Raw genomic sequence first — 14,480 nt, 5'->3', positions numbered from 1 at the left:
TTGCTGGGCAAAGCGTTTGGCTGGTCGCTCTTTCTCGCCGGCAGTGCCGTGCTGCTCTCTTTTTCACTGGGCTCGATTTTGGGCATTTTTGCCGCCTGGAAACGCGGCGGGAAATACGATGCCATGATCACCCCAGGCATGCTGATTATCCAAGCGGTACCGCAAGTGGTCATTGCAATGCTCGCGCTGTTTATTTTCGCGATTGGGTTGAAATGGTTTCCGACCGGATACGCCTACACGCCAGGCGTCACGCCCGACTGGACCAGTTGGACCTTTATTAAAGATGTGGCCTATCACGCCGTACTCCCGCTTTTTTGTGCTTCCATCATTCAAGTGGGCGGCTTTTTGGTCAACATGCGCAACAACATGATTAATCTGCTGGCGGAAGACTACATCACCATGGCGCGCGGCAAAGGGTTAAGCGAAAACCGCGTGGTCTTTAACTATGCGGCCCGTAACGCGCTCTTGCCCAGTGTCACTGCGCTGTCGATGTCGCTGGGTATCGCCATCGGTGGCCAGCTGATTGTGGAAATTATTTTTAACTATCCCGGTCTTGGCTCGGTGCTTTTGGATGCGATTAACGCGCGAGACTACCAAGTCCTGCAAGGCCAGCTGCTGATTATGACCTTATTTATGCTCTCGTTTAACTTAATTGCTGACATGCTGTACGTAGTGCTTGACCCACGCCTGCGAACCGGAGGAAAAGAATCATGAAAGATCTCCTCACGCTTATTGTGCGCAACAAAATCGCGCGCGCGGGCTCCATCATTGTCGGCTTATTTATCTTAATGGCGATATTCGCTCCACTGCTAAGCCAGCATGCACCGGATAAACGCACCGGTAACCCGCATGAATACCCAAGCTTTGTGGTTAAAGCCGCACAAGCCAACCCAGATGGCTGGGTCGCCACCCACTTAGCAGACCATCCTCGTACCTTGCTAATGTCAAAAGACGCGGAGCATGCCCTCGGCACCATACCGCCGGCTATTTAGGCGGTTGGGTTGACGATGTACTCACCGCCGCGATGAACATCATATTGGTGATCCCGCAATACCCACTCTTGTTCGTGCTCGCCGCGTTTATCGGCGAAGCCGGACCGCTGACGATCGCCATCATTATTGGCTGTACCTCCTGGGCGTGGGGAGCACGGGTGGTTCGCTCACAAACCCTTGCCCTGCGCGAAAAGAGTTCGTGAAAGCCGCTGAAGTGCTGGGCGAGTCGCGCTTTCGCATCACCTTTGTCGAGATCTTGCCTAACCTCGTGCCTATTGTCGGCGCCAGCTTTATTGGCTCAGTGATGTATGCCATTGCCATGGAGTCAATTATTTCCTTCTTAGGCCTTGGCGATCCCAACACCATCAGCTGGGGGATCATGCTCTACAACGTACAAACCTCTTCGTCCATGCTGATTGGCGCGTGGTGGGAGCTGCTCGCACCTTGTATTGCGCTGACCTTACTGGTGACGGGGCTTGCGTTGCTCAACTTCGCAGTGGATGAAATAGCCAACCCGCAATTACGTGCGCAAAAAGGAATGAAGCGCTGGAAAAAACTTAACCAACAAGAAAAGAAAGCCCGAGACGAGAATCCCGTTGCCGAACACATGCTGATCAGTGGAGATAAATCATGAGTCGCACCCCACTTATCTCAATCCGTGATCTGTGCGTGGACTACATTACCGATGCCGGTGATGTACGAGCCTGCGATCACGTCAGTTTTGACATTGCCCCCGGTGAAGTATTTGGCCTGGCTGGCGAATCGGGATGCGGTAAATCCACCGTTGCCTTTTCGCTGATGCGTCTGCATAAGCCACCCGCATTTATCACCGGCGGCGAAGTGCTATTTAACGGCGAGAATATCCTCAACTATAGCGATGCCCGCATGCGTGATTTTCGTTGGCGCGAGATGTCGATGGTGTTTCAAAGCGCCATGAATGCCCTCAATCCCGTGCTGACGCTTGAAGATCAATTTTGCGATGTATTAATGCGTCACACCAATATGACCCGTAAACAAGCGGTCAATCGAGCGCAAGGCTTGCTGGAAATTGTCGATATTCACCCCAGCCGCCTGACCGATTATCCGCACCAGTTTTCGGGCGGGATGCGTCAGCGCTTGGTAATTGCCATTGCGCTAGCCCTCAACCCGAAAATGATCATCATGGATGAGCCCACCACCGCATTAGATGTGGTGGTGCAGCGCGAGATCTTACAAAAAATCTACGCGTTAAAAGAAGAGTTTGGCTTTTCGATTCTGTTTATCACCCATGACTTATCGCTCATGGTCGAGTTTTCCGACCGGATAGGGATCATGTATTCCGGTGAGCTGATTGAAGTCGCGCCGTCCAAACAAGTACTTACCAATCCCTATCACCCCTACACCGAAGGGCTGGGCAGCTCATTCCCCTCACTCACCGGGCCCAAGCGCCAACTGGTGGGTATCCCAGGTAATCCGCTCAACTTACTCGAAATCCCGACCGGCTGCCGCTTTCAAGCACGTTGCGCGCAAGTGCATGAACAGTGTCGAACCACCCAAACCGTGCTGCGCCAAATCGAACCAGGCCGTTATTCCAACTGCCACCTATACGACGGCGAGCCGATCGCCCAACAAAAAGTCTAATATCGTGCCAATGTGAGGAAGTCAGTGATGAGTACAGGTCTTGGAGAACTGCTGGTTGAAGGTAAAAACGTGGTGAAAGATTTCCCTATTAACAGCCATGCCCTTAAACAACCCATGATGCGAGCGATCAATGATGTCTCGTTCAAAATGTACAAAGGCCGTGGGCTTGCCGTGGTGGGTGAATCAGGCTCGGGCAAATCAACCACCGCGAAAATGATCGCAAAAATGTACGCCCCGACCGACGGCTGCATTGAATACCGGGGACGCGATATCACCACCATTAAAAAACGTGATGAGCTGATGCGCTATCGCGAAGGCCTGCAAATGGTCTGGCAAGATCCCTTTGGCTCGCTCAACCCCACCCATAATGTGTTTCACCATATTGCGCGTCCGTTATTGATCCACAAAAAAGTCGCCAAGCGCGATAAAGCGCAGTTGAAAGAACGGGTGTTCGAGCTGCTAGAGCAAGTGGGCCTCACTCCAGCCAAAGAAACGGCGGAGAAATTTCCCCACCAGCTTTCTGGCGGCCAACGTCAGAGGATAAACCTAGCGCGTAACATCGCCGTGGGCGCGGAAGTGGTACTCGCCGACGAACCCACCTCGATGCTGGATGTGTCGATTCGTGCCGGCGTGCTTAACCTCATGGAAGAGATGAAAGTGGAGAAGCAAATGTCGCTGCTCTACATCACCCATGATATTGCCACCGCGCGTTACATTGCCGAAGACTTGGCAGTGATGTACGTCGGCCATATGGTCGAATGGGGCGACACCGAAGAAATTATTCATCGCCCTCAGCATCCTTACACCCAGCTGTTGGTCTCAGCGGTGCCCGATCCCAGCAAATCCATTCACGAGGAACTAAAGGGCAACAAGGGTGAGATCCCACTGTGGACACCAGATTCCGTCGGCTGCCCCTTTGCTGGCCGCTGCCCACATGCGACAGCGAAATGCACTGAGCAGTTACCCGGCGTGACCAAGCTCGCCGACAACCACTATGTGCGCTGCTATTTGTACGAGCAATAGCGACCAATAAGGATACCATCATGCAAGTGCTGACCAATCACATCGGCTACTCGTTACACGGTGACAAATACGCGGTGATCGTCAGTGACAGCGAATCCCTCACCGGCGCGCCCGTGGCACTGATTTCCCAGCCTCCTCTTAAGGGGACAGGCACATTTAGCACTGCCGATAAAGCTGCCTCCCCTTCCGGGGACAGGCACTTTTCTTCTGGGGACAGACACTTTAACGAGGCCGCAGAAAGTGCAAACAATTTTACCGGGACAGGCACTTTAAAATTTACGGGGACAGACACTTTTGTTCGTGGGACAGACACAGTATCACTCGATAAAGTGGTCGCGCAGTTTGAATTACAGCAAGGCACACAGTTAAACAACTGGCAGATAGGTACGGTTTATACCCTCGATTTTTCTGCCTTTGCGCATCGCGGACGCTATCAACTCGTGCTGTTAACAGACACACCGGTATATTCCCATCCGTTTGAGATCACGGATAATTGCCTGTTTCACAACACGTTTTCCGATCTGCTGCATTACTTTAAATCGCAGCGGTGTAGCGGTATCTATGAACACGCGGATCAGCGCGCCAAGGTATTTGGCTCTGATGAACGTGTGGATGTATCCGGCGGTTGGTACGATGCCTCTGGCGATGTGAGCAAATACCTGAGCCACCTTTCCTATGCCAATTACTTTAATCCGCAACAAATCCCGCTGTTGGCTTGGGGGCTGGCCGATCTTGCCAGCCAACTTAGCTCGGACACGCTGCCTGCGTTTATGCGTACACGCTTAGCTGATGAAGCGAAACACGGCGCCGATTTTCTTCTCCGTATGCAACACCCCAGTGGCTTTTTTTACATGACGGTGTTTGATCAATGGTCGAAAGACCCAGAGCGCCGCACCCTTTGCGCTTACGCGACGCAAGATGGAGTAATGAGTGAGGCTTACCAAGCCGGCTTTCGTCAAGGCGGCGGCATAGCGATTGCAGCCCTTGCCGCCGCAAGCAGAGTCTCACTTTGCTCAGAGCCTGACCAACAAGCACGCTATTTAGACGCTGCCATTCGTGGCTACTGGCATTTGGTTGAACATAACCATCACTACCTTGATGACGGTGAGCCCAACATTATTGACGAAACCTGCACCCTTCTCGCCGCATGCGAGTTGCATCACGCCACTCGGCAATCTACAGGGGACAGTCACGCTTATTTAACGGGACAGGCACCTTTAGGTTCTGGGGACAGACACATTAGTGCGAACGGTGACTGTCCCTTTTTGAGCGAGGCACGAGGTTGGATGCAAAAGCTGGTCGCACGGCAACGCAGTGATGAAACTTGCCAATATTATTGGTCGGCCAATGCCGATGGGAGCCGCCCGTTTTACCATGCCGCTGATGCAGGTCTGCCCGGGTTGGCGTTAGTTCGCTATCTCGATGTAGAAACCGAACCCAGTCACCAGGCTATCGCGCAAACAGCACTGGAACGCGCCTGCCAGTTTGAGCTGAGCCTAACACAAACCGCCGATAATCCATTCGCGTATCCGCGTCAGTACGTCAAACCCGTCGATGGCGTTAAACAGGTGCGTCACTTTATTCCTCACCACAATGAAACCGGCTATTGGTGGCAAGGCGAGAATGCACGCTTGGGGTCACTGGCGACCTTTGCGTGTCATGCCACGCGCCATATTCAAGACGATGCGCTAAATGCTGCTCTCCACACCTTTAGCCAACGGGCGCTTAATTGGATCCTCGGTTTAAATCCATTTGATATCTGTATGCTCGATGGGCATGGCCACAACAACCCAGATTACCTACCGCACTTGGGCTTTTTTAATGCCAAAGGGGGGATCTGCAATGGCATTACCGCAGGGATGGAGGATGAAACACAGATTGCATTCAACCCCGCGCCATATTGCGATGATATGGCGCAAAACTGGCGATGGAGCGAGCAGTGGTTGCCACATGCAAGCTGGTTTATGCTCGCCATCAGTGCGCAAACGCTGACTGGCAACGGCCACTCGAACAAGGAGAACACGTGATGACTTACCGCCTCGATCTTAGTGTGATCAACGAGTATCCCAATGACACTCCACCGCGCAGCCGAATGGGGTTAACCTTGCATAATCTCACCGACTGTCCCTTAAATCAGCTGTCTATTGCGGTACTGTTTGATCGCTTCAYCAACGCCAATACCCTGTCACAAGGCAGTATTGAGCAAATCGGTAGCTATTGCGTCATTACACCAGAGCATCAAACACTCGATGCCAATCAGAGCTTATACATCGAGTTTGATGCCCACACGCCRCCATTACGGTTCCTTTGTGCGGGCTTTAAAGATGCGCTGCTCTATGCCAATGGCGAGCAATATTCAGTGATGCTCACCCCCATTAACTTGGCGCATACTCACACCACACGCTCATCGATTCCAGATGTTCATCCCGCCGAGCACGCCATTATTCCGGTGCCCAAATCGGTGCGCCACCAGCCAGGATACTTTACGCTTTCACCCACGACACCGTTGATCGCTGTCGATCCACAGGCGCTTCCCGCCGCGCAGTGGCTAAGCAACGAATGGGTTCGCATGTACCCGCAAGCTGATATTGCACTCGACCCACGTCATCAAGATGCGGTCACTGGCGATCATGCCATTCTTTTACGGCCGCTACCCGACTCCGCACTTCGAGATATCGCACACCGTGATGAGGCCTATCAGCTCACCGTCACCGACCAAGGCGTGGTCATCCAAGCCTGTGCTGAGCGCGGATTTATTCACGGCTGCGCGTCGCTGTTGCAACTTTGCCAAGAGCAAGACACACAGCTGCGGATACCGGCAATAAAAATCAGCGATGCACCACGCTTTGCTTACCGAGGAATGATGCTCGATTGCGCGCGCCATTTTCATTCGGTGGACACGGTAAAGCGACTGATTAACCAGTTAGCCTATTTTAAGTTCAATACCTTTCACTGGCATTTAACCGACGATGAAGGCTGGCGACTGGAGATTAAAGCTCTGCCTGAATTGACGCGCTATGGGAGTCAACGCGGCCCCAATACCCGCCTTGCTCCGCAATTCAGTCATATTGCAAAACGTCACGAAGGCTATTATCGCCAAGAAGAAGTACGTGACGTGATTGAATACGCCGCAGCCCGTGGTATTACCGTCATTCCTGAAATTGATATTCCCGGCCACTGTCGCGCGGCAATCAAAGCGCTGCCTGATTGGCTACACGATGCCGACGACTGCTCGACTTACCGCAGCGTGCAGCACTACACCGATAACGTATTATCGCCAGCCCTCGATGGCACGTATCGATTTTTAGATACGGTATTAAATGAAGTCGCCGAGCTTTTCCCCGCCTCATGGGTCCATATTGGCGCCGATGAAGTCCCTGACGGGGTATGGACGGATAGCTCAATTTATCGGGACAGACGCATGAACGGAGAAACGACCGCTTCGCTACAGGGACAGATACTGACCTATGCTGAGCAAAAGCTTCGCGCCTTGGGCAAACGCATGGTTGGCTGGGAAGAAGTGCAGCACGGCGATAAAGTCAGCAAAAACACCGTGATCTATTCATGGCAAAGCGAAGACGCCGCATTGCATTGTGCGCAGCATGGGTTTGATGTGATTTTAACCCCGGGTCAAGCGACCTATCTCGATATGGTGCAAGATTATGCTGCCACCGAGCCCGGGCTCGACTGGGCGGGCGTCACACCATTAGAAAAAGCCTACCAATATGAGCCGTTAGCAAGCCTCGCCAGTGATGACCCAGCTCGTGAGNGCCCAGCCATTGTTGTCAGTCTGAGAGTGTTTTCGGCATGCTACGCCAAGAAATTAATACCCTACTCACCCCTATTCATGGTTTTCTGCACTGTCAAACCCCCGACAGTTGGATTGACGCGGCCATTCAGCCTGACAATCAATCGATTCTTTTGCGCGATCACGCAAACTGCGAATTAAAAGCCAGCCAAACCGCGATGTGGCTGATCCGTAAATATGCAGTCGACGCGGCGAGTGGCGAGCAACTGCTGGCATGGGCCAAACCCTATGAAGACTTTGTTTATCGCCGCATTCGCGATGGGATCTTCCACGCGCGCAAAAACGGCCTCAGCGCGCCTTTAACCCCTAAAGCCGGCTTTGCCCACGGCCAAGCCTTGATTGATAAAATGGTCCGGTTAATCAAAGAAGAGTTTCATCATTTTGAGCAAGTGATTGAAATCATGGACGCACGCGGTATTCCTTATCAACCGTTAGAAGCAGGTCGCTACGCCAAAGGATTAATGCGCGCGGCACGCACTCACGAGCCGGCAACCTTGGTCGATAAACTGATTATTGGCGCCTACATTGAAGCACGTTCCTGCGAGCGCTTNCGCAGAAACCATCGCCGGCGAAGACATTCGCGACCGTATCCAAACCATCGGCGAGCGCGAAGCAGAGTTGATCCAAGCGCCCGACAGCCAATTCCGCTTTCACAGCGGCGCCCCTGCCTAGCTTCTTCTTATAGGGACAGGCACTTTCTTCTTATGGGGACAGGCACTTTTAGTTTTCGCCGGATACAAACACCTCTTGGTGACTGTCCTGGTAGTTTGCGGTCCTAGTAGTTTGCGCCTGTCCCCGTTGTTTACTAATCGGGACAGACGCCTTTAGTAACTAACCAATCTCACAGTTACAGTATTTCTTGTACTGTCACGAAAAACCAGGCCAGAAAAGATGATGACTGTTCATTTATACAGTACCTTTTACATACACCCATCTACCAAAAGGGACTGACGATGACCAAAGCTCGCGCATCTTTAGTGAACCTATCAGCCACACCCTATTATCATTGCGTCTCACGCTGCGTGCGCCGCTCTTTCCTGTGTGGCTATGACGCTCAATCGCAAAAAAGCTATGAGCATCGTCGCGCATGGATAGAAACGCGTTTACTTACACTAGCCAAAGCTTTTTGCATCGATATCTGCGCTTACGCCATTATGAGCAATCATTATCACGTTGTCCTACATATCAATGCAAAAGCCGCCCAATCCCTGACAAATATCGACGTAATTGACCGCTGGCTAGCCTTTCACCAGGCTCCGGTACTCATCCAACGTTTTCGTCAGGGAGAATCTCTCTCCAAATCGGAGTACAAAGCGTGCTGTCGGATCATTGAGAGCTGGCGCGAGCGTTTGATGTCTGTCAGCTGGTTTATGAAGCTGCTTAATCAATATATTTCGACGCAAGCGAACCGAGAGGATCAATGTTCAGGGCATTTTTGGGAGGGACGCTTTAAAAGCCAAGCCTTATTAGATGAAAAAGCACTCGCTGCGGCGATGGCCTATGTGCGGCCTCCCCTACTCACACGACTGAATATGTCGAGTGAAACCTGGCTGACCACATGCGCTCATTTAGAGTGCGGAAATGTTGTAGGCTCACTGTCGAGTATCCAAGCCGTATTACCGACACTGGGCCTAAAACGCATGACAGGCGTCATGATCCCAAATCGTTGAGGCAAGCACTAAAACACGCATCAATGCGTAAAGGAATCGTCATACTAGCCCGAAGATCTACCCTACCCAATAAGCCAGCACCATTATAAACACGAACAAAATACCTACCGCTTTTAAGAGCGGCTTTAGCCCTTTGGACCCACCTTCTGGGGACTGATTACAACATCCCATATTACCTCCTCATCGTTATTTCCCCAGGATAAACCCTCCAGTTACAGGAAGGTAAAGGCATGTTCGGATTTTAAAGAGGTAATATTTCATTAGAAATTTTACTAGGACAGAGATTTTACTAGGACAGGCATCTTAACAACGGCTTGCTGGTTACTAGTGGTGACTGTCCCGGATAAAGCGGTCCCGGATAAAGCGGATAAAGCGAAAAGGGGATCTTGTTGGTGATCTTGTTGGGACAGGCACATTAGCAATGCTGATAATTGTCCCATATAGCACGCTAGATGGAACAATCGCAGACAAGACATAAAGTGTCAGACGTAATGCGTCTGTCCCAACAAAAGACAGCTAATCAAAAGCGCCTGTCCCACCAATGTTGTCCCGCCAATGTTTTCTAATACGCTGTACTCAGAAATCTGGACTCTGTACCCTAGTGGCTATAAACATCTATCAAGGACAACAACGATGTGGTATCTCATTTATTCGCAAGACGTCGAGAACAGCCTACCGCTACGCAAGCAAGCGCGTGACGCACACCTTGAACGCTTACACCAACTGGAAAAAGAAAACCGCTTGATGATTGCCGGGCCAAACCCTGCTGTTGATAGTGAGGAGCCAGGCGAAGCTGGGTTTACGGGCTCGACCGTTATTGCCTGGTTTGAGTCACTATCAGCCGCAAAGGCATGGGCCGACAAAGACCCTTATGTTGCCGCCGGCGTTTATGCTGAAGTGACCGTAAAACCGTTCAAAAAAGTGCTTCCGCAGGATCCAGCCTAATGCGATATGTAAAAATACTGATGATGGCCTGCCTGGGGCTAGTACTCAGTGCATGTAGCAGCCCCCAGCATGACCAAGCCGTAGAAGCCGCAATCCAACGTGCAGACATGATTGCACAGCTACTGCCGATGGATATTGAAGGCTACTCACTGGTTCGAGCACGTGCGCAAGATGCCATCATCGAGCTGACGCTTCTGGATAAGAATGCCAAAAAAGCACCAGGAGAGCTCTTTTCCGGTTTAAAACGTCGTTATTGCCAAGATAGCGACATACGCAGTATGTTAGACAGTGGTATCAGCTATACCATTTTGGTTCGCGATACCCGCGGCCGACAAATCCTCAATAACGCTATCAATGCACCCAGCTGTGCTAGCTAATTAAGCACCAAGGCTGCTCCCACTCTACCGGTAAGGCTGGCCACAACTCGCCTTGGCTCGGGGGCAGCACATAGCTGTAGTGCTTGGCTGGCTGATCATCGGCAAAACGACACGTAAATTGCAGCCCATAAGCGTGTAAGTAGCCACGATCGGCAGGCTCGCCGCCATAGTAATCATCACCGATAAGCGGTGAGCCAATACTTTTCATCGCCACGCGAATTTGATGGGTTTTACCCGTGTAAGGCCGACAGAGAAAAAATCGCCGCCCCTCACCGCCTGCAATAGAGATAAAACGCGTCCTCGCAGGGTTATCTTTGCTGGCAAGCAACTTCCAACTACCTCGCCGACTTTTACCCATATCGCCGACAATCAATCCCTGTTTCTTACGCGGCTTTTTCGCACTTAATGCCAAATAGAACTTTTCTATCTCGCGTGACGCGAACAATCCTGAGAGGACAGACGCCGCATGAGAAGAGGTTGCCAGCAGCAGCAAGCCCGACGTCATCTTATCTAAACGATGTACAAGGTAGACCTTCTCAACCCCAATATACGCCGCGACCGCAGGCAACAGTGCCGCTTCATCGGTCTCTTTTTGCACGCTAACGCCATGGTGCTTGTTGATCACCACAAAGTGTTGGTTTTGGTCGACAATTGAAAACATAACGAAGGGATTTACCGGTTGGCCATTGAGGACAGGCATCATAACGGCTTCCCCCTCAGCCCGCTAGAGCAATCATAAAAGTGCCTGTCCCGTTAGTTCCCGTTAGCTTAAAGTGTCTGTCCCCGATAGCCCTGGTAGCTAAAGTGCCTGTCCCTGGTAGCTGCAGTAGCTGCTGCTTAAAAGTGCCTGTCCCCGGTAGCTACCCGGTAGCTAAACCCGCTTCACGCTCTCGCGCACCACCAGCGTTGGCTCGAGCTGCACCGTTTGGCTTTCACTATTAGGGGCATCAAGTTTACTAAGAAGCGTTTCGACCGCTGCTTGACCGAGACGATATTTGGGCTGGTGAATGGTAGTCAGGGAGGGCGAGATAAATTTAGCCAAGTGAATATCATCATATCCAATAATAGAGAGATCATCGGGTACGCAAATCCCTAGCGCGTTAGCAGCATTGATCGCGCCCATCGCCATCATGTCATTGCCTGCAAAAATGGCGGTGGGTAAGGATCCACACTCAGCAATCGCCTGCAAACCTTGATAGCCGCCTTCACACTCAAAGTCCGCTTCCACCATCCAATGTGGATTTTCAGCAAGTCCAGCATCGCGCAGTGCATCTTTAAAGCCTTGAAAACGCATTTGCGCTTGATACCTAACAAGAGGCCCACTGATGCAGCCAATCTGGCGGTGACCACAATCAATCAAGTGCTGGGTCGCTAAATAGCCGCCTTGATAGGAATTGTCTTGGATTTTATCGCAGGCAAAATCAATCGGCCCCCAATCCATCACCACCACAGGAATATCCGGATAACGATCAAAGCCTTCAATCCGCTCCCCTTCCAAGGTGGAGCACATCAAAATCAAGCCATCGACCCGCTTTTGCAGCAGCGTATCAATCGAGGCACGCATGCGTTCAGCATCACCTTCCGTGTTGCACAGAATCAAACTGTAACCATTGTGGTAACAACTGCGCTCGACGCCTTTTACCACTTCACCAAAAAACGGGTTGGTAGAGGTTGTCACCAGCATGCCAAACGTTTTAGTACGATTGACTTTTAAACTGCGCGCCAATGCCGAGGGAGCATAGTAGTTGAGCTCTTTCGCAGCTTGGTTAACCTTCTCAGCAATCGTCTCACTGACATAGCGGGTGTTGTTAATCACATGACTGACCGTCGACGTCGACACGCCCGCCCGTTTGGCTATATCTTTCATAGTCGCCATTTATCGCGCTCCGCTGCCAAGGTTAAAATGAAGATTAGGCATCTTGATGGGCTAAAAACGCATCGACACCCGCGCGCGAGGGAATCGAAGTTTGTGCGCCACGCTGAGTGACGGATAAAGCGGCCGCGGCATGCGCAAACCGAATCGCCTGATCAAGTGTCTGTCCCTCTATCAATCCAGTGACGAGTGCGCCATTAAAGGTATCGCCAGCGGCGGTGGTATCCATAGCATTGACAACAAAACCCGGGATTAATCTCCCTTCTTTTTGCGCTTTGTCACTTAGCCACACGCCCTGTTTACCCATAGTGATCAGCACCGTCTCAATCCCTTTTTGGTGCAGCACATTTGATGCAGCTTGCGCACTCTCGGAATCTRTCACCGCAATGCCAGTCAGGCTTTGTGCTTCTGTTTCATTCGGCGTGATAATGTCGACCGCCGCCAAAAGCGCATCGCTCAAAGAAGCCGCAGGGGCCGGATTCAGCACCACTTGGGTATTTGACGCTTTGGCATGAAAAGCCGCTTTTTCAATCCCGCACATCGGCGTTTCTAACTGCATCAACAAGTAATCGGCTTGGGCTATCGTATCGAGATCGGCGGTAATGGCCTCCGCTGTCAGCGCCGCATTGGCCTCCGCCGATAACGCGATACTGTTCTCACCTTGATCAGTGACTTGAATCATCGCAATCCCGGTCGGCGCATTCGCCTGCACCTTCATCGCACTGACATCCATCCCCTCTTGCGCATAACACTGACGAATCTGCTGGCCAAAGGCATCGTCACCCACACTGGCAATAAAGGCAACATCCGCACCGCAACGCACCGCCGCCACCGCTTGATTTGCGCCTTTGCCACCCGCAATTACCGCATAATCTCGACCGTGTAATGTCTCTCCGGGACGCGGAAAACTGGAGACGCGTAAAACATGATCGGCATTAACACTGCCGAGCACAACTAATGGACTCATTACCCTTCCTTACCATTCAATCAATCGCGCACCGTCCAACACACTGGGCCAGACGGTGCTTATTATTGTATCTTCCCGTGCGACCCTTATTCAGCGATCGTTTCTTGACTGATCACTTTAAGGGGTACCGGAATATAGCTGTCGACTGACTCGCCTTTCAGCACTTTATCCGCCGTTTCAACACCGAGCTCACCAATCATACCCGGCTGCTGAGCGATAGTCGCTGCCAAGTGGCCACGTTCTACCGCGGCAATGCCATCTTTAGTGCCATCAAAGCCCACAATGGTGACATCTTTGCCTGATGCCTGCACCGCACGCAACGCGCCAAACGCCATTTCATCGTTTTGTGCAAACACCGCCTGCACCTCTGGATACGCAGCAAGCAAGTTCTCCATTACATTCAGACCTTTGGTGCGGTCAAAATCCGCTGGCTGACTGGCCAGTAACTCTACATCCGTACCTTCAATCGCATCCATGAAGCCTTCACCCCGCTCACGCGCTGCCGACGTACCGGCAATGCCCTCAAGCTGGATCACTTTGGCACGCTCACCGACTTTACCCATGATAAATTCCGCCGCCATTTTACTGCCTTGCGCGTTATCAGAGGCGATATGGCTCACCACCTCCCCACGGCTGGCGCCACGGTCTAGCGTAATCACCGGAATGTCAGCGCGATTAGCAATACGAATCGCATTCGAGACTGCATCCGAATCAGTGGGATTAATCAAGATGGCTTTCACACCACGAATGGTTAAATCCTCCACATTCGACAGCTCTTTACTGGCGTCGTTTTGCGAATCGAGCACCAATAACTCATAGCCAAGATCTTGCGCTTTTTGCTCCGCGCCTTCTTTCATGGTGACAAAAAATGGGTTGTTTAAGGTTGAGACCACGATCGCCATTCTATCTTCCGCCTGCGCACTGATGCTAAGCGTTGACGACAAAAGCGCGGTGGTAATCAAAGTAGTCAGTTTTTTCATGCGTTCAGTCCTTTTGTGTTTGTAGGGTATTGTTTTTGTTTAGTCATTAAAGAGAAATAAAAGTGCCTGTCCCGCTAACTTACTAAAGCTCCTAGTGCCTAGGACCTAGGCACTGCTTCCTGCTCTTCCCCGTACTCCGTAAGCGAAGCGCTCTGTATTCAGGATCCCGAATACAGATGACGGAATACAGAGTACAGAGTACAGAGAGAGCAAGAGCCCCAATGC

Annotated in this window: 12 protein-coding genes and 2 pseudogenes; 10 read left to right on the top strand and 4 right to left on the bottom strand. The window is 51.6% G+C overall.

Going from position 1 to position 14,480, the window contains the following annotated elements; genetic code table 11:
* The 10 genes and pseudogenes from BZG79_RS09075 to gspS2 form a co-directional block, all read left to right on the top strand.
* The coding region (locus BZG79_RS09075; protein WP_077774235.1) for an ABC transporter permease at nt 1-714 on the top strand (714 nt) is incomplete at its 5' end.
* Nucleotides 711-1,626: pseudogene (locus BZG79_RS09070) on the top strand (ABC transporter permease). The gene BZG79_RS09075 and the pseudogene BZG79_RS09070, both read left to right, overlap by 4 nt.
* Nucleotides 1,623-2,612, top strand: coding sequence for an ABC transporter ATP-binding protein (locus BZG79_RS09065; RefSeq protein ID WP_077461207.1), 990 nt, complete (start codon nt 1,623-1,625; stop codon nt 2,610-2,612). The pseudogene BZG79_RS09070 and the gene BZG79_RS09065 overlap by 4 nt, the downstream one beginning before the upstream one ends.
* Before the next feature lie 27 nt (nt 2,613-2,639).
* Complete coding sequence (locus tag BZG79_RS09060) at nt 2,640-3,635, top strand: ABC transporter ATP-binding protein (RefSeq protein WP_077669552.1); 996 nt, start codon at nt 2,640-2,642, stop codon at nt 3,633-3,635.
* Nucleotides 3,636-3,655: 20 nt separating this feature from the next.
* The gene (locus BZG79_RS09055) at nt 3,656-5,662 is read left to right on the top strand and encodes a glycoside hydrolase family 9 protein (RefSeq protein WP_077774234.1); all 2,007 of its coding nucleotides are present in this window, start codon (nt 3,656-3,658) and stop codon (nt 5,660-5,662) included.
* Complete coding sequence (locus tag BZG79_RS09050; protein WP_199877679.1) at nt 5,662-7,584, top strand: family 20 glycosylhydrolase; 1,923 nt, start codon at nt 5,662-5,664, stop codon at nt 7,582-7,584. Before BZG79_RS09055 ends, BZG79_RS09050 begins: the two co-directional genes overlap by 1 nt.
* Nucleotides 7,479-8,115: pseudogene (gene miaE / locus BZG79_RS16665) on the top strand (tRNA isopentenyl-2-thiomethyl-A-37 hydroxylase MiaE). The gene BZG79_RS09050 and the pseudogene miaE overlap by 106 nt, the downstream one beginning before the upstream one ends.
* 281 nt (nt 8,116-8,396) lie before the next feature.
* Nucleotides 8,397-9,113, top strand: coding sequence for a transposase (locus BZG79_RS09040; protein ID WP_077774232.1), 717 nt, complete (start codon nt 8,397-8,399; stop codon nt 9,111-9,113).
* A gap of 633 nt (nt 9,114-9,746) precedes the next feature.
* The gene (locus BZG79_RS09035; protein ID WP_021023168.1) at nt 9,747-10,058 is read left to right on the top strand and encodes a YciI family protein; all 312 of its coding nucleotides are present in this window, start codon (nt 9,747-9,749) and stop codon (nt 10,056-10,058) included.
* Nucleotides 10,058-10,435 (top strand): type II secretion system pilot lipoprotein GspS-beta, encoded by a 378-nt coding sequence (gspS2, locus tag BZG79_RS09030; protein ID WP_077774231.1) that lies wholly within the window; start codon nt 10,058-10,060, stop codon nt 10,433-10,435. The genes BZG79_RS09035 and gspS2 overlap by 1 nt, the downstream gene beginning before the upstream one ends.
* On the opposite strand, the gene BZG79_RS09025 is transcribed toward gspS2, so the two are convergent.
* From BZG79_RS09025 to rbsB, 4 genes are all read right to left on the bottom strand, one after another.
* Nucleotides 10,428-11,096, bottom strand: a complete 669-nt coding sequence (locus BZG79_RS09025) for a TIGR01621 family pseudouridine synthase (RefSeq protein ID WP_077774236.1) — start codon at nt 11,094-11,096, stop codon at nt 10,428-10,430. The genes gspS2 and BZG79_RS09025 overlap by 8 nt on opposite strands.
* Before the next feature lie 210 nt (nt 11,097-11,306).
* Complete coding sequence (locus BZG79_RS09020; RefSeq protein ID WP_077576643.1) at nt 11,307-12,311, bottom strand: substrate-binding domain-containing protein; 1,005 nt, start codon at nt 12,309-12,311, stop codon at nt 11,307-11,309.
* 34 nt (nt 12,312-12,345) lie between these two features.
* On the bottom strand, nt 12,346-13,275 hold the full coding sequence (gene rbsK, locus BZG79_RS09015) for a ribokinase (protein ID WP_077774230.1): 930 nt from the start codon (nt 13,273-13,275) through the stop codon (nt 12,346-12,348).
* A gap of 86 nt (nt 13,276-13,361) precedes the next feature.
* On the bottom strand, nt 13,362-14,255 hold the full coding sequence (gene rbsB / locus BZG79_RS09010; protein WP_077576641.1) for a ribose ABC transporter substrate-binding protein RbsB: 894 nt from the start codon (nt 14,253-14,255) through the stop codon (nt 13,362-13,364).
* Nucleotides 14,256-14,480 lie beyond the last annotated feature (225 nt).

It is taken from the genome of Salinivibrio sp. MA427, from assembly GCF_001996115.1.
GTDB lineage: Bacteria > Pseudomonadota > Gammaproteobacteria > Enterobacterales > Vibrionaceae > Salinivibrio > Salinivibrio costicola.
This window is presented reverse-complemented; position numbering and strand designations above follow the sequence as displayed.